General features: G+C 64.8%; 13 protein-coding genes. 11 read left to right on the plus strand and 2 right to left on the minus strand.

All coding sequences use genetic code 11. The annotated features are described in order from the left end of the window. Positions 1–2: 2 nt before the first annotated feature. From nusA to rbfA, 4 genes are all read left to right on the plus strand, one after another. The gene (nusA, locus tag J3474_RS01995) at positions 3–1,637 is read left to right on the plus strand and encodes a transcription termination factor NusA (RefSeq protein ID WP_013832439.1); all 1,635 of its coding nucleotides are present in this window, start codon (positions 3–5) and stop codon (positions 1,635–1,637) included. Beyond that, the gene (locus J3474_RS02000) at positions 1,618–2,343 is read left to right on the plus strand and encodes a DUF448 domain-containing protein (RefSeq protein ID WP_013832440.1); all 726 of its coding nucleotides are present in this window, start codon (positions 1,618–1,620) and stop codon (positions 2,341–2,343) included. Before nusA ends, J3474_RS02000 begins: the two co-directional genes overlap by 20 nt. A 23-nt stretch (positions 2,344–2,366) precedes the next feature. Beyond that, positions 2,367–5,069 carry a translation initiation factor IF-2 gene (gene infB, locus J3474_RS02005; protein WP_041558812.1) on the plus strand — a complete coding sequence of 901 codons (2,703 nt, stop codon included), beginning with the start codon at positions 2,367–2,369 and terminating at the stop codon, positions 5,067–5,069. A 190-nt stretch (positions 5,070–5,259) separates the two neighbouring features. Continuing rightward, positions 5,260–5,658 (plus strand): 30S ribosome-binding factor RbfA, encoded by a 399-nt coding sequence (rbfA, locus tag J3474_RS02010; RefSeq protein ID WP_013832442.1) that lies wholly within the window; start codon positions 5,260–5,262, stop codon positions 5,656–5,658. Positions 5,659–5,674: 16 nt separating this feature from the next. Here rbfA and J3474_RS02015 read toward each other — a convergent pair whose 3' ends face one another. Continuing rightward, complete coding sequence (locus J3474_RS02015) at positions 5,675–7,312, minus strand: DUF1963 domain-containing protein (RefSeq protein ID WP_242528144.1); 1,638 nt, start codon at positions 7,310–7,312, stop codon at positions 5,675–5,677. 119 nt (positions 7,313–7,431) lie between these two features. Between J3474_RS02015 and J3474_RS02020 the strand changes: the two genes are divergently transcribed. The 7 genes from J3474_RS02020 (at position 7,432) to pnp (ending at position 14,109) form a co-directional block, all read left to right on the plus strand. Continuing rightward, positions 7,432–8,013: a thymidine kinase gene (locus J3474_RS02020; RefSeq protein WP_013832444.1), complete on the plus strand. Its 582-nt coding sequence runs from the start codon at positions 7,432–7,434 to the stop codon at positions 8,011–8,013. Between the two features lie 153 nt (positions 8,014–8,166). Further along, entirely contained in the window at positions 8,167–9,087 is a 921-nt protein-coding gene (locus tag J3474_RS02025; RefSeq protein ID WP_207092919.1) for a hypothetical protein, read from the plus strand. Between the two features lie 78 nt (positions 9,088–9,165). Next, complete coding sequence (locus tag J3474_RS02030; RefSeq protein WP_013832446.1) at positions 9,166–9,852, plus strand: site-2 protease family protein; 687 nt, start codon at positions 9,166–9,168, stop codon at positions 9,850–9,852. A 115-nt stretch (positions 9,853–9,967) separates the two neighbouring features. After that, entirely contained in the window at positions 9,968–10,378 is a 411-nt protein-coding gene (locus J3474_RS02035) for a DUF6491 family protein (RefSeq protein ID WP_207092920.1), read from the plus strand. A 79-nt stretch (positions 10,379–10,457) separates the two neighbouring features. Next, entirely contained in the window at positions 10,458–11,369 is a 912-nt protein-coding gene (truB, locus tag J3474_RS02040; RefSeq protein ID WP_038575640.1) for a tRNA pseudouridine(55) synthase TruB, read from the plus strand. A gap of 5 nt (positions 11,370–11,374) precedes the next feature. Further along, positions 11,375–11,644, plus strand: coding sequence for a 30S ribosomal protein S15 (rpsO, locus tag J3474_RS02045; protein WP_007013686.1), 270 nt, complete (start codon positions 11,375–11,377; stop codon positions 11,642–11,644). A gap of 179 nt (positions 11,645–11,823) precedes the next feature. After that, a complete protein-coding gene (gene pnp / locus J3474_RS02050; RefSeq protein ID WP_207092921.1) occupies positions 11,824–14,109 on the plus strand; it encodes a polyribonucleotide nucleotidyltransferase in 2,286 nt (761 codons plus the stop codon). Between the two features lie 133 nt (positions 14,110–14,242). Here pnp and J3474_RS02055 read toward each other — a convergent pair whose 3' ends face one another. After that, positions 14,243–15,469: a multidrug effflux MFS transporter gene (locus tag J3474_RS02055; protein ID WP_242528145.1), complete on the minus strand. Its 1,227-nt coding sequence runs from the start codon at positions 15,467–15,469 to the stop codon at positions 14,243–14,245. Positions 15,470–15,498 lie beyond the last annotated feature (29 nt).

Here is a 15,498-nt window from a genome sequence, read left to right on the forward strand (position 1 = left end):
CCATGGCCAGTGCGATTTCCGCCAACCGCGCCGAGCTGCTTGCGATCGCGAACTCCGTCGCATCGGAGAAGATGATCGACAAGTCGATCGTCATCGAGGCGATGGAAGAAGCCATCCAGAAGTCGGCCCGCAACCGTTACGGTGCAGAGAACGACATTCGTGCGAAGCTCGATCCGCGTACCGGCGACCTGCGCCTGTGGCGCGTCGTCGAAGTGGTCGAGCACGTCGAAGACTATTTCAAGCAGGTTGATCTCAAGCAGGCCGAAAAGCTGCAGAAGGACGCCAAGATCGGTGACTTCATCGTCGATCCGCTGCCGCCGGTCGATCTCGGCCGCATCGATGCGCAGTCGGCCAAGCAGGTGATCTTCCAGAAGGTCCGCGATGCCGAACGCGACCGCCAGTACGAGGAATTCAAGGATCGTGCGGGTGAAGTCATCACCGGCGTGATCAAGTCGGTCGAATTCGGCCACGTGATCGTCAACCTCGGCCGCGCCGAAGGCGTTATCCGCCGCGACCAGCAGATCCCGCGCGAAGCGGCCCGCGTCGGCGAGCGCGTGCGTGCGCTGGTCCTGCGTGTCGAGCGCCAGAACCGCGGTCCGCAGATCTTCCTGTCTCGCGCGCACCCCGAGTTCATGAAGAAGCTCTTCGCGCAGGAAGTGCCCGAGATCTACGACGGCATCATCGAGATCAAGGCGGCCGCCCGCGACCCGGGGTCGCGCGCCAAGATCGGCGTGATCAGCCACGATCACTCGATCGACCCGGTCGGCGCCTGCGTCGGCATGAAGGGCAGCCGCGTCCAGGCCGTCGTGCAGGAACTGCAGGGCGAGAAGATCGACATCATTCCCTGGAGCGAGGACACCGCGACTTTCGTCGTCAACGCGCTGCAGCCCGCGACCGTCAGCCGCGTCGTCATCGACGAGGAAGAGAGCCGCATCGAAGTCGTCGTGCCCGATGACCAGCTTTCGCTGGCGATCGGCCGCCGCGGCCAGAACGTGCGCCTCGCTTCGCAGCTCACCGGTTCGCAGATCGACATCATGACCGAGGCCGAGGCTTCGGAGAAGCGCCAGAAGGAATTCACCGAGCGCTCCAAGATGTTCGAGGATGAACTCGATGTCGACGAGACCCTCTCGCAGCTGCTGGTTGCCGAAGGCTTCACCGAGCTGGAAGAAGTCGCCTACATCGAACTGTCCGAGCTGGCCGCGATCGAGGGCTTCGACGAGGAACTTGCCGAAGAACTCCAGAGCCGCGCCCACGAAGCGCTCGAGCGCCGCGAGGAGGCCGCCCGCGAGGAACGCCGCGCGCTGGGCGTCGAGGATGCCGTGGCCGAGCTGCCGCACCTCACCGAAGCGATGCTGGTCACGCTCGGCAAGGGCGGGATCAAGACGCTCGACGACGTTGCCGACCTCGCCACCGACGAACTCATCGCCAAGAAGCGTTCCGAGCAGCGTCGCCGCGACGGCTCGGTCAACCGACGCGCCCGCGAAGAGGACAAGGGCGGTGTACTCGGCGAGTACGGCCTGACCGAAGAGCAGGGCAATGAAATCATCATGGCCGCTCGCGCCCACTGGTTCGACGACGAACCGGCGGACGAAGCGCCTGTAACCGAGGAGGCCGCCGATGCGGAATCCTCGCAATGAGCGCTTAAGCTCCGACATCGATAGTGCCAGCCCGGAAAGGACCTGCATCCTTTCCGGCGGGACGGCTGCGCGGGACGAACTCCTGCGCCTTGCGATCTCGCCCGACGGCCTCGTCCTTCCGGACGTCCACGCGCGTGCCCCCGGGCGCGGCGCGTGGATCGGCGTGTCGCGCGAGGCTCTTGAAAAAGCGGTCGCGAAGGGCAAACTTAAGGGAGCGTTGGCTCGCGCCTTCAAGGGTGCGCCACTGTCCGTTCCCGACGACCTGGCAGATCGGATCGAGCAGGCGCTGATTCGCGCGCTGACCGAAAGGCTGGGCCTTGAACTGAAATCGGGCAAGCTGCTCATGGGCTCGGACCGCATTGCGCAGAACGCGCGTGAGGGCCGGGTCGAGTGGCTTGGTCATTCCGCCGATGCGAGCCAGGACGGCTCGCGAAAGCTCGATCAGGCCTGGAGGGTCGGTAGCGAGGCGGAGGGAAGCGGCCTGCAAGGGACGCGCTTGCCACTGGACCGGGAGACACTGTCTGTGGCATTGGGCCGCGACAACGTCGTTCACCTGGCGCTGACCGATCGCGGCGCGGCTAATCGAGTCGCATCGCTGCTGCAGCGCCTCCTGCATTTCCAGGGGCAGGCCGCGTCCGAAGGGCACGCGGTCGGTATGGATGAAGATAACGGGCAGGCTGGCGCCGCGCCCGTCACGACGAATTGAGATTGAAGGGCACGACGAGAGATATGAGCGAGACCGACAACAAACCGACCCTGGGCCGCAAGCCGCTTGGGCTTAAGCGCTCGGTGGAAGCGGGTGAGGTCAAGCAGACCTTCAGCCACGGCCGCACCAACAAGGTGGTGGTCGAGGTCAAGCGCCGCAAGATCCTCGGAAAGCCGGGGGCGGGCGACGTCGTGGAAACCAAGGCCGAGGAAACTCCGGCGCCCGAAGCCAAGGCAGCGCCCCAGAAGCCTGCACCGGCTCCGGCGCCCGCGCCCAAGAAGCCGGCTGCTCCTGCGGGTGAGACCCGTCAGGAAATGCAGGCTCGCCTGCTGCGCGAAGCCGAGGAAGCCCGACTCACCGCGCTGGAGGAAGCCAATCGTCGCGAGCAGGAAGAAAAGCTGCGCGCCATCGAGGAGGAAAAGCGCCGCGCCGAGGAGAATCGCCGCGCCGAGGAAGAGGCCGCCAAGGCCAAGGAAGCCGAACAGGAAGTGGCCAAGGCCGCTCCTGAGCCGCAGCCCGAAGCCAAGGCTGAACCCGCAGCGGAAACTGCAGCAGAACCCGAGCAGGCCAAGGAAGCTGAGCAGGACGCGCCCGAGGCTGCTGCTGCCCCAACTCCCGCAGGCAAGACCAGGGAAGCCGGAGCCCCGGCGCCCGCGCCGCGCCGCTTCACTCCGGTCAAGCGCCCCGAACCTGCGGCCCGCAAGCCGGAAGGCGGCGCATCGGGTGGCGGTGCCGCCGGCGGCGGAGCCAGCAAGGGTCCGGCGGGCGCCAAGAAGGGCGCGCCCGCTCCGCGTGGTGGCGACCGCAAGGCTCCCGATCATCGTCGCCAGTCCGGCAAGCTGACCGTCAGCCGCGCGCTGAACGAGGACGAAGGTGCACGTGCACGTTCGCTCGCAGCACTCAAGCGCGCCCGCGAGAAGGAGCGTCGTGCGCACTTCTCGGGCCAGAGCCAGCAGCGTGAGAAGCAGGTTCGCGACGTCATCGTCCCCGAGGCGATCACCGTTCAGGAACTGGCCAACCGCATGGCCGAGAAGGGTGCCGACCTCGTGAAGGCGCTGTTCAACATGGGCATGATGGTCACTGTCAACCAGACGATCGACCAGGATACCGCAGAACTGCTCGTCACCGAGTTCGGCCACAACATCGAGCGCGTTTCGGAAAGCGATGTCGACATCGACACCACCGGCGACGTCGATGCCGATGAGACGCTGAAGGCGCGTCCTCCGGTCGTGGCGATCATGGGTCACGTCGACCACGGCAAGACCAGCCTGCTCGACGCCCTGCGCGGCACGGACGTGGTGCGCGGCGAAGCCGGCGGCATCACGCAGCACATCGGTGCCTACCAGATCAAGACCAAGAACGGGGCCCAGCTCACCGTGCTCGACACGCCGGGTCACGCGGCCTTCACCCAGATGCGCATGCGCGGTGCCAATGTCACCGACATCGTCATCCTGGTGGTAGCGGCCGATGACGGGATCATGCCGCAGACGATCGAGGCCATCAATCACACGAAGGCCGCGGGCGTTCCGATGATCGTGGCGATCAACAAGTGCGACAAGGAAGACGCCAACCCGCAGAAGGTGCGTGAGCGCCTGCTCGAGCACGAGATCATCGTCGAGCAAATGTCGGGTGACGTTCAGGACGTCGAAGTCTCGGCGAAGACCGGCAAGGGTCTCGACGAGCTGATCGAGAAGATCCTGCTCCAGGCCGAGTTCATGGAACTCAAGTCCAATCCGGACCGCGCCGCGGAAGCGACCGTCATCGAAGCCAAGCTCGACAAGGGCAAGGGCCCGGTCGCGACCGTCCTCGTCAACCGCGGCACGCTCAAGCGTGGCGACATCTTCGTGGTCGGCACCGAGAGCGGCCGTGTTCGCGCGATGAACGACGACAAGGGGCGCCAGGTCAAGGAAGCCGGACCGTCGATGCCGGTCGAGGTCCTCGGTCTCGGCGGCGTGCCGATGGCCGGCGATGTGCTGACCGTGGTCGAGAGCGAGCAGCGTGCCCGCGAAGTCTCGTCCTATCGTCAGGAGCAGGCGACCGCCAAGCGCACGGCGACGGCGCCGGCGAGCCTCGACACGATGTTCTCGGCGCTGGCCGCCAAGCAGAACGTCATCGAGTATCCGGTGGTCATCAAGGCGGACGTCCAGGGTTCGGTGGAAGCGATCAACAACGCGCTCCACAAGCTCTCGAACGACGAGATCAAGGTCCGCATCCTGCATTCGGGCGTGGGCGCGATCACCGAGAGCGACGTGACCCTGGCTTCGGCCTCGGGCGCGCCGATTGTCGGCTTCAACGTCCGTCCCAACGCCAAGGCGCGCGAACAGATCGAGAAGACCAAGACCGAGATGATGTACTACGATGTCATCTACGAACTCACCGAGGAAGTCGCCAAGCAGATGGCCGGCATCTGGGGTCCGGAAAAGGTCGAGACAGTCGTCGGTCGCGCCGAGGTCAAGCAGGTCTTCCCGGCCGGCAAGAAGGACAAGGCGGCTGGCCTGCTGGTCGTCGAAGGCGTCATCCGCAAGGGGCTCCATGCCCGTCTTACCCGCAACGACGTCATCGTTTCGGCAACGACCATCGCTTCGCTGCGTCGCTTCAAGGACGACGTCGACGAAGTGCGCACCGGCCTCGAGTGCGGCGTGGTTCTGGCCGATACCAACGACATCAAGCCGGGCGACCACCTCGAAGTCTTCGAGGTCAGCGAGCGCGAGCGCACGATCGGCTGAGGCCCTTCGCGCGTTCCCCGGTGCCGCGGTGCGGTACCGGTCGGATCGATGGATTGATGGGGTGGCGATCGCGAATCGCTGCCCCATTTCCCTTGTGAGGCAATCTCATGAGGGACACCGCCAGGGGACCGGCTGCGGGCCGTTCTCACGTGTTGCAAATTGCCGCCGGGCACCCAAATGGACGCAGACGATGGCACGCCAGCAAGTTACCCCCGAACAGCATTCTGTCCGCCTCCTGAAGGTGGGCGAACAGGTGCGTCATGTGATCAGTGAAGTTCTGACCCGGCAGCAGGTGCACGACGACACCTTGAGCGGGCATTCGGTGTCGGTCACCGAAGTGCGCATGACGCCGGACCTGCGGCAGGCCACCGTTTATGTGAAGCCACTGCTCGGCATGGACGAGGAAGCGGTGCTCAAGGCGCTGCGGACCAACACGGCCTATTTCCAGCGCGAAGTGGCACAGCGCCTGAAGCTCAAGTTCGCGGCCAAGATCCGGTTCCGCGCCGACGAGACTTTCGACGAGGCAAGCCGCATCGACGCGCTCCTGTCCGATCCGCGCGTGAAGCGCGATCTCGACCAGGAAGATTGATCGCCGCCGAGCCGGATCACGCCGGTTCGAAGATCAGCCTTGCGTTCTGCCAGTTACCGCCCAGCGCGTCCTTGCGGTCGATGCGGAACTGGTAGCGGCCGAGATTGTCCCAGCGCCATTCCATCATGTCGTCGCTGGCCAGTTGCAGCAGCAGCAGGTCGTCGTCCTGCGATCCATGAGCCGGGCCGGTGAAGATCCGGTGATGGTCGCGGGGCGGGACCGCACAGTTTCCGGCGATTTTCTCCAGCAGGTCGTCGGGCAGGGCGGCAAAGGCCTTGGGCGCGCCGGTCGCCATGGCGCGGATGCACAGGGCCCGCAGCGGCGCCAGCGCGTGCGGCAGGCGCGCTTCGACCAGCTTGCCGTGGCGGGCGTGAATTTCTCCAAGGATCTCCGTAACGAGGCCGCGCTCTTCCTCGGTCATCGGTTCCCAGGGACCGCGGCCTGAACTGAACCCCTCCAGCGCCTCGATCATGGCCGGCATCTCGCTTGCCTGCTCCTCGATTTCACGCAGCCGGGCATCGATATCGTGGATCTTCCGACGCGCCCCGGCGACCGCCTCAGGAAGCGCGTCGCCGCGCGCTTCGAGGGCTGCCAGGGCGTCCTTTGCTTTCCCTTCCTGCGACAGTTCGGCATCGTAGTCGCGTTGCGCGCCGTCCAGTGCCTCACGCAGCTGGTCGGTCAGATGGAAGACGCCGTACCACCACAAGTTGTCCTCGCCGACCTCGGCCAGCGCCGCCGAAGACATGCCGTGTTCTTGCAGGGTGGATGGGCCCGGCTCCTCGTCGCCAGGCTCGGCCACCGGTTCGACCGGCCAGAACGGGAACAGGTAGCGGCTGAGCCGTGTCGGCGTTGACGGCAGCGGCGTGCCGTCTTCCTCGTAGGCGGGCGGCAGGTCGGCGGGTGGATCGGTGAAATCGTGTTCGCCCGGCGAGACCGCGACGACCGCGCCTTCGCCCAGAAAGAAGGCCAGCGACCCGGAATGGGGCAATGGGCTTTCAGCGCAGGCCCCGGCCAGCTCGGAAAGATTGACCTGCGCTGCGAAGGGCAGGGGCGTGCCGTGGGAATCGCGCGGCCATGGCGCCGAGCCCAGCCGCGGCAACCCGCCCAGCCAGCTCAGGTCCCAGGTCCAGTCGCGATTGCGTTCGCGCGCCTTGCGCACGAGTATAACCGGCCGGGGACGCTCTGCAGTAATGACTTCCGGTTCTGCCGCTTCGCAGGCCTGCGCATCGGCCGTCTGGCCATACTCCGTTTCGTCGACAAGCGCGGTGATCACGGGGCTTTCATAATCCGGTTCGGAAGCAGTCGTGCCGCTTGCCCGCCGACGCAGACCGGCGATACGGTCTTCGTGCGAATGCGGTTCGGGACGCCAGACCGGGCCGGGCGCGGGCGTTACGTCCTCGTCTTGAGGGGTGGCGGAGCTTTTGCCCACGGCCAGGGCCGCAATGAGCCCAAGCACCATGCCCGAGCCGAGCAGGGCAAGGACGGCTTCGCTGCGCCCGGCAATGGCGGAAATGCGCGCTGCACCTTCGTCCAGAAAGGCGAGCGCGGTCTGCACGGCTCCGGGGCCGGAAGTCGATAGCGGAGCCAGCGCCACATAGGCGGCGACGAGTGCGACCAACCCGAAGACAGCGAACATGGCGAGCAATTTCTTCATTGCGAACTCCCACGGCCTGCGTCGTTCATCTTAGAGTACTTCAAACGAATTCATTCAAGCGGGGAGAACTGTCGATGTCCTCGTGCGGGGCCGAATTGGCCGTGTTATCCACTGTCACGATGGCCAAGCTCTACTTCTACTATGCCAGCATGAATGCCGGTAAGTCGGCGACGCTATTGCAGGCGAACTTCAACTATATCGAACGCGGGATGCGCACGATGCTTTGGACTGCGGCTATCGACAACCGCGGCGGGGCAGGCGCGATCGAGAGCCGCATAGGCCTGCACGCCGATGCTCATCGCTTCGCTGCAGATACCGATCTGCATGGAAGCGTCCTGGCGTTGCACCGCGCGCGGCCGCTGTCCTGCGTCCTCGTGGACGAGGCGCAGTTCCTCAGTGCGGAGCAGGTCTGGCAGCTGGCGCGCCTTGCCGATGGCGAGAACATCCCGGTTCTGTGTTACGGTTTGCGGACCGATTTCAGGGGCGAGTTGTTCCCCGGCTCTGCGGTGCTGCTGGGCATTGCCGATGCGCTCGTCGAGCTCAAGGCAGTCTGCCATTGCGGCCGGAAGGCGACGATGAACTTGCGCGTTGATGCCGAAGGCGCGGCGGTCAGCCATGGTGCGCAGACAGAGATCGGCGGCAACGATCGCTACGTCGCGCTGTGCCGCCGGCATTTCGGAGAGGCACTGGGTTCTGCCTGAGGCTGCGATAACGGGCTGCGCACTCGCGCTGCCGCATATCCGGGGCGCTCCCCCGCATTCGATTGCAAAAGTGGGCGCACGGACCTGAAAAATTCATGCAACACGGGCATTCGATATTCCGCCGCGACAACGACGGCAGAAAACGGGTCCGCCATGCAGAACGCAATTGTCCATCTGGGCTATCACAAGACCGCCACGACATGGCTGCAAAAGCAGCTCTTCCCGATGGCCAGCAGTCACGACTTCCTGCCGCGCAAGACGGTCCAGGAGGCTTTCCTTGCGCCTTGCGGGATGCATTTCTGCCCGGATCGCGCGCGCGATGTACTTGCGCTCAAGGGTCGCAACCGACCGGTGCTGCTGAGCGAGGAAAACCTCTCCGGCTATCTGCACAATGGCGGCCTGCACGGGTTCCTCGCCCCCGAAGTGGCGCGCCGGGTCAAGTCGGTGCTGCCCGATGCCCGCATCGTCATCTTCATCCGCAACCAGTTCGACATCTGCCGCGCCACTTATGCACAATATGTCTCGGGCGGCGGAACCTGGGGGCAGCGGCGCTATTTCGAAACGGCGAACTTCGTGCGCGGCGCGCTGACCCGTCCCTGGAAGGCCCCGGTTTTCCAGTTCGAGCATTTCGAGTACGACCGTCTCGTGGCGCACTACGACGGTCTCTTCGGGGCCGACCGGGTACACGTCTATCCTTATGAGTGGCTCAAGGATCGCTCTGCCCTGATTGCCCGACTGGAGGGTGACCTTGGCCTCTCGCTCGAGGCGCTGCCGCCGGAAGGATCGCGCTCCAACCGCTCGCTGGGCGGGGCGGGGCTGACGGCGATGCGCGCGGTCAACCTGTTCACGCGCCAGTCGGTGGTCAACAAGGACCGCATTGTCGACCTGCCGGGAGGGCAGGCCCTGCGGCACGGTGCCAAGTGGCTGCTCGGGCAGGTTCCCGTGATCAACCGCAGGCCGGCGCAGCTCTCGCCCCGGCTGCGCAGCCGCATCGCCGAGCATTATCCTGACAGCAATCGCCGGCTGATGGCGCTGCGCGACCTGCCGCTGGAGGAACTCGGCTACCCGGTGTGATGCCCGCAGGTCCCGCGCAGCCGGACATATCTTCCGGCCGAGATTGCGGGTCAGGCGCTCCGTGCCTAGATGGTAGGCATGAACGATACACTGCTGCAGGCCGCAGCGCTCATCATCCCCCTCATTTTCGCCATCGTGTTCCACGAAGTGGCGCATGGCTGGACCGCGAGGGCGCTGGGCGATCCGACGGCCTATGAGCAGCGCCGCCTCAGCCTGAACCCGTTCCGCCACGTCGATCCGATCGGCACGGTCGTTCTGCCGGGCTTTCTTGCGCTTACCGGCATGCCGATATTCGGTTGGGCCAAGCCGGTGCCGGTCAACCACCACCGCCTGCGCGATCCGCGCAAGGGAATGATGGCCGTGGCTGCGGCAGGGCCGGGAACCAATCTCGTGCTCGCCGCGGTGGGCGCAGTTATGCTGGGCTTGCTGGTGCGCTTCGCCGGAGCGGAGCTGGGACCGGTTGAGAGGTTCGCGGCGATGAACTTCAACAACTTCATCCTGATCAACGTCTTCCTGGCGCTGTTCAACCTGCTGCCGATCCCGCCATTCGACGGTTCGCACATCGTCGAGGGCGCGCTGCCGCGCCATGCGGCGCGGGTCTATGCGCGGATGCGACCCTACGGACTGCCGCTGCTGTTTCTTGTCCTGCTGGTGATCCCCTACCTGTTCCCGGACTGGGGCATTGTGCGCCGGCTGGTGCTGCCGCCGGTGATCTGGGCCAGCGATCACTACTATGCCCTGGCCGCAGCTGTCGCGGGAGGCTGATCCGCTTCGGCGCGAGCTTGTAACAAAGTGTCGTTGCCCTTGAAGTGACCCGCGCCGGGCCCGAAATGGGAAGGCAAGGGGGTGAAACCGTTCGAGAGTTCGAAAGGAAGTCACCATGAAGATGTCCGCATTGCTCATCCCGCTCGGTTTGCTTGTCGCGGTTCCGGCCATGGCCGAACCGGCGCCAACCGCGACCGCCCAGCAGCAGGGCCAGGCCTCCATTCCCTTTGCCGACCACGGGGGAGTCGATGACTGGCGCGCGGGCGACAGCCGGACGATCTATTTTCGGGACAGTCACCGGCAATGGTATCGTGCCACGTTGATGTCGCCTGCTTTCGATCTGCCTTATGTTGAGCATATCGGCATCGATGCGGGTCCGACCGGCACGCTCGACAAGTTCGGCGCTGTTGTCGTCAAGGGGCAGCGCTATCAGATCACCTCGTTCGAGCGGGTCGATGCTCCGCCCAAGAAAAGTGGCAAGGGACAGCACCGGATCGACGCACCCAAGGCGAAGCCCGCAAAGTAGTGCCAAGGGGCGGTGCGATTGACAAATCGATGCCGGCGGCCTTGGGAGGCGCAATGAAGCTTCCCGTTACCGTTTCGTGATGCCGCACGGCTGGATCATTCTCGACAAGCCGCATGGGCTCGGCTCGACCCAGGGCGTGGCCGCCGTCAAGCGCAACTTGCGCGAGGCAGGCTATGGCAAGAAGGTCAAGGTCGGCCACGGCGGCACCCTCGATCCGCTGGCGACCGGCATCCTGCCGATCGCCGTTGGCGAGGCGACCAAGCTGACCGGGCGCATGCTCGACGCCAGCAAGACATATGCCTTCACCGTCCGCTTCGGTGAGGAGACCACGACGCTCGATCTCGAAGGCGAAGTCGTCTCGCGCAGCGATGTCGTGCCCACGCGCGATCTGGTGGCAGCGGTGCTGCCGCGCTTCACCGGCCCGATCGAGCAGGTGCCTCCGGCCTATTCGGCGCTGAAGGTCGACGGTGAGCGCGCCTATGACCTTGCCCGTGCCGGGCAGGACGTCGCGCTCAAGTCCCGTGCAGTGACGATCCATGCGCTGTCGCTGTGCGATCCCGAGGGTGAAGCGGCGAATGAGGCGACATTTCTGGCCCACGTATCCAAGGGGACCTACATCCGGTCGCTGGCGCGCGACATCGCCCGGGCTCTGGGTAGCTGCGGTACGGTGACCATGCTGCGCCGCGTCAAGGCCGGTCCGTTCGACCTGTCTCACGCGATTTCGCTGGACAAATTGAACGAAATCGGTAAGGGCGCCCCTCTTGAACAGATACTCTTGCCACTGGAGGTGGGGCTGGACGACATCCCGGCCATCGACCTCGGTCCGGAGCAGGCAAGGGCGGTCCGACAGGGCCGCGTTCTGACCGGGCTGCCCCATGAAGACGGGCTGCATTGGGCGCGAGAAGGAATTGTTCCGGTCGCGTTGATGGAGCTTTCGGGCGGTGAAGCCCGCGTCGTCAGGGGGTTCAATCTTTCGGATGTCGCGGAGTAGAATGAATGTCGGTTACCGCTGAGAAGAAGCAGGAAATTATTTCGGACAACGCTCGCGCCTCTGGCGACACGGGCAGCCCGGAAGTTCAGGTCGCGATCCTCACCGAGCGCATCGTCAACCTGACCGAACACTTCAAGTCGCACCACAAGGACAACCATTCGCGTCGCGGTCTGCTGGCCATGGTCAACAAGCGCCGCTCGCTGCTCGACTACCTCAAGAAGAAGGATGTCGCGCGGTACAACGCACTGATCCAGAAGCTCGGTCTGCGCAAGTAAGACTGACGCGGAGGCGGCCCCTGAGCGGGCCGCTTCTTGCATCTGGGCCACCCTTTCTGGGTATCCTCGCAATTCGGCGAGGGGCCTTGGGGCCGAGAAAGGCCCCGCACCGGACCGGGACGGAATCCCCGGCAGTAAACCCCGCCAGGCAATAGGGCCGGTGGGTTGAGGAAAACTCTATGTTCGACGTCAAAACCGTATCGATGGAGTGGGGCGGAAAGACCCTCACTCTGGAAACCGGCCGTATTGCCCGTCAGGCCGACGGCGCGGTCCTCGCCACTTATGGCGAAACTGTTGTGCTCTGCGCGGTTACTGCCGCCAAGTCGGTGAAGGAAGGCCAGGACTTCTTCCCGCTGACCGTGCACTACCAGGAAAAGTTCTCCGCCGCCGGTCGTATCCCGGGCGGCTTCTTCAAGCGTGAGCGCGGCGCGACCGAAAAGGAAACGCTGACCAGCCGTCTGATCGACCGCCCGGTTCGCCCGCTGTTCCCCGAAGGCTTTTACAACGAGATCAACTGCATCGCGCAGGTCCTCAGCTATGATGGCGAGACCGAGCCCGACGTCGTTGCGATGATCGCCGCTTCGGCCGCGCTCACCATTTCGGGCGTGCCCTTCATGGGTCCGATCGGCGCCTGCCGCGTCGGCTTCGTCGATGGCCAGTACACGCTGAACCCGAAGCAGGAAGCCGCGCTGGCCGATGGCCGCCTCGACCTCGTCGTTGCCGCTACCGGCGATGCCGTGATGATGGTGGAATCGGAAGCCAAGGAGCTGACCGAGGAAGAAATGCTCGGCGCCGTCATGTTCGCGCATGATGAGTGCAAGAAGGTCGTGAACCTCATTATCGACCTCGCCGAACAGGCCGCCAAGGAGCCTTGGGAAATCGACCTGTCGGACAACACGGCCGACATCAAGGCGAAACTCAAGGAAGTCGTCGGCAAGGACGTTGCCGCCGCCTACAAGCTGACCGACAAGTCGGCCCGCTCGAACGCGCTCAACGCAGCGCGCGCCAAGGCGAAGGAAGCTTTCGCCGACGCCGAGCCGCAGACCCAGATGGTCGCGATCAAGACCATGAAGAAGGTCGAAGCCGAAATCGTTCGCGGCGCCATCCTCAAGGACGGCCAGCGTATCGACGGACGCAAGCTCGACCAGGTCCGCCCGATCGAATCGATGGTCGGCTTCCTGCCGCGCACCCATGGTTCGGCCCTGTTCACCCGCGGTGAAACGCAGACCATCTGCACCACCACCCTGGGTACCAAGGATTCCGAGCAGATGATCGACGGCCTCGAAGGCCTGTCGTACTCGGCGTTCATGCTGCACTACAACTTCCCGCCCTATTCGGTCGGCGAAGTCGGCCGCTTCGGCGCCCCGGGCCGCCGCGAAGTCGGCCACGGCAAGCTGGCGTGGCGTGCGCTGCACCCGGTCCTGCCCGCCAAGGAGGACTTCCCCTACACCATCCGCGTCCTTTCGGACGTGACCGAGTCGAACGGCTCGTCTTCGATGGCGACCGTCTGTGGCGGCTGTCTCTCGATGATGGACGCAGGCGTTCCGATCGAGCGCCCCGTTTCGGGCATCGCGATGGGCCTCATCCTCGAAGGCGACGAGTTCGCTGTCCTTTCGGACATTCTGGGCGACGAGGATCACCTCGGCGACATGGACTTCAAGGTGGCTGGCACCGAGAACGGCATCACCACGATGCAGATGGACATCAAGATCGCCGGCATCACCAAGGAAATCATGGGCAAGGCGCTGGAGCAGGCGAAGGCCGGCCGCGCGCACATCCTGGGTGAAATGACCAAGGCTCTCGGCTCGGCCCGCACCGAGCTGTCGGCCCACGCGCCGCGCATCGAGACGATCCAGATCGACAAGTCGAAGATCCGCGATGTCATCGGCACCGGCGGCAAGGTCATCCGCGAGATCGTCGCCGAAACCGGCGCCAAGGTCGACATCGACGACGAAGGCGTGATCAAGATCTCGTCCTCGGATCTCGACCAGATCGAGGCCGCCAAGAACTGGATCCTCGGCATCGTCGAGGAAGCGGAAGTCGGCAAGATCTACACCGGCAAGGTCGTCAACATCGTCGACTTCGGCGCTTTCGTGAACTTCATGGGTGGCAAGGACGGCCTCGTCCACGTTTCCGAAATGAAGAACGAGCGCGTGGAAAAGCCGACCGACGTCGTGTCGGAAGGCCAGGAAGTGAAGGTCAAGGTCCTCGAGATCGACAACCGCGGCAAGGTCCGCCTGTCGATGCGCGTCGTCGACCAGGAAACCGGTGAAGAGCTGGAGGACACCCGTCCGCCCCGCGAACCGCGCGGCGACCGTGAAGGCGGCGGCCGTGGTGGCGATCGCCGTGGTCCGCGTCGCGAAGGCGGTGGTGGCCGCGGCCGCGACCGTGGCCCGCGCCGCGATCGTGACGACAACGGCGGTGGCGATCCCAACCACATGCCGGCCTTCCTCAAGGAAGACTGACAGGCTTTCGACAATTCGAAATCCGGAAGAAGGGGCTGCGGTAACGCGGCCCCTTTTTTCTTGGGCGGGCAGTGCCGCACCGGACCGGCAGAGGATTGAGCCTGTCCGGTGCAAGCACCCGGGCGGCGCAGGATCAGTTCGCCCGGGTGTCCTCCGCGGGTAAAGGCAGCCTGCCAAGGACAACCACGATCACGACCATGGCCGCGAATGCGGTTCCCAGGACCGAGGTGAGCGGACGCAGTGACGTCGGCGGCCATAAGGTGACGGCTGCGCTGGCCAGAGCCGTTACGGCGAGCTGGATCGTCCCGAGCAGCCCGGCTGCAGCACCGATCCCTGAGCGCACCGAATCGAGGGCGCTTGTCGCCGCTGGAGTGAGGAGCAGCCCGGCGATCATGAAAAGGAACATCGAAAATGCCTGGAATAGGGCCAGCGACACGCCGCTGGTGCCGAGAAGGGCAAGCGAAGTCGTTGCGGCCAGGGCGACGAAAGCCGCGCTCCCGGCCAGTCGCGGGGCTCCCACGCGCTGCAGCAGGTTGGGCGCGAATTGCGTGGCCAGCACCGAGGCTGCGGCATTGGCTGCGAGCAACAGGCTGAAGGTTGCCGGAGTGAGTGCGTAGAGTCCTGAATAGATGAATGGCGCTGCGGTGATGAAAGCGAAGGGGATCGTCGTTGCCAGTCCCGCGACCAATGCCCAGCCGACGAACCTTGGCGATTGCAGCAGCCTTGCATGGTGTCGCGGTAGATTGGACCAGTCCTTCGTTCGGTTGGTTGGGGGGAGTGTCTCGGGCAGGAAAGACAGCACCAGTATTGCGGCAAGTGCACCGGCGCCTGCAAGGACGCCAAAGAGGCCGCGCCAGGAAAAGAGCTGAAGCAGTCCGGTGCCGAGCAGCGGTGCGACCATCGGGGAAATCCCGATGATCAGGAAGGTAAACGCCATCAGCCTCGCGGCCTTGTGGCCGCGGTGAAGATCACGAATGATGGCGCGTGCGCTTGACGTTCCGGCGCACGCGCCCATGCCCTGAAGGAAACGGAAAGCGACCAGCTGGTTCAGGTCGGTGGCCAGCATGCAGGCAATGGATGCTGCAACGAAAAGGCAAAGGCCACCCAAGAGAGGAGCCTTGCGGCCAAAGCGGTCGGACAGCGATCCAATAGGGATCTGGGCAATGGCCAGGCCCAGGAAGAATGCGGAGAGCGTTCGCTGGACATTGGCCTCGGCTGCTCCGATCGACGCCGTCATGTCCGGCATGGCCGGCAAGTAGAGATCGATGGCGAAGGGGCCGAGCGCGGAGAGAAATCCCAGGGCAATGCCAAGGCCGAGACCGGGCTCTCTTGTGGTTGGTCCGGCTTTGGCCGTTGTCACTTCGCGCTGCCGTGAGTGGCGCATGCATT

Origin of the sequence: Novosphingobium sp. PY1, from assembly GCF_017312445.1 — a bacterium.
Classification (GTDB): Bacteria; Pseudomonadota; Alphaproteobacteria; order Sphingomonadales; family Sphingomonadaceae; genus Novosphingobium.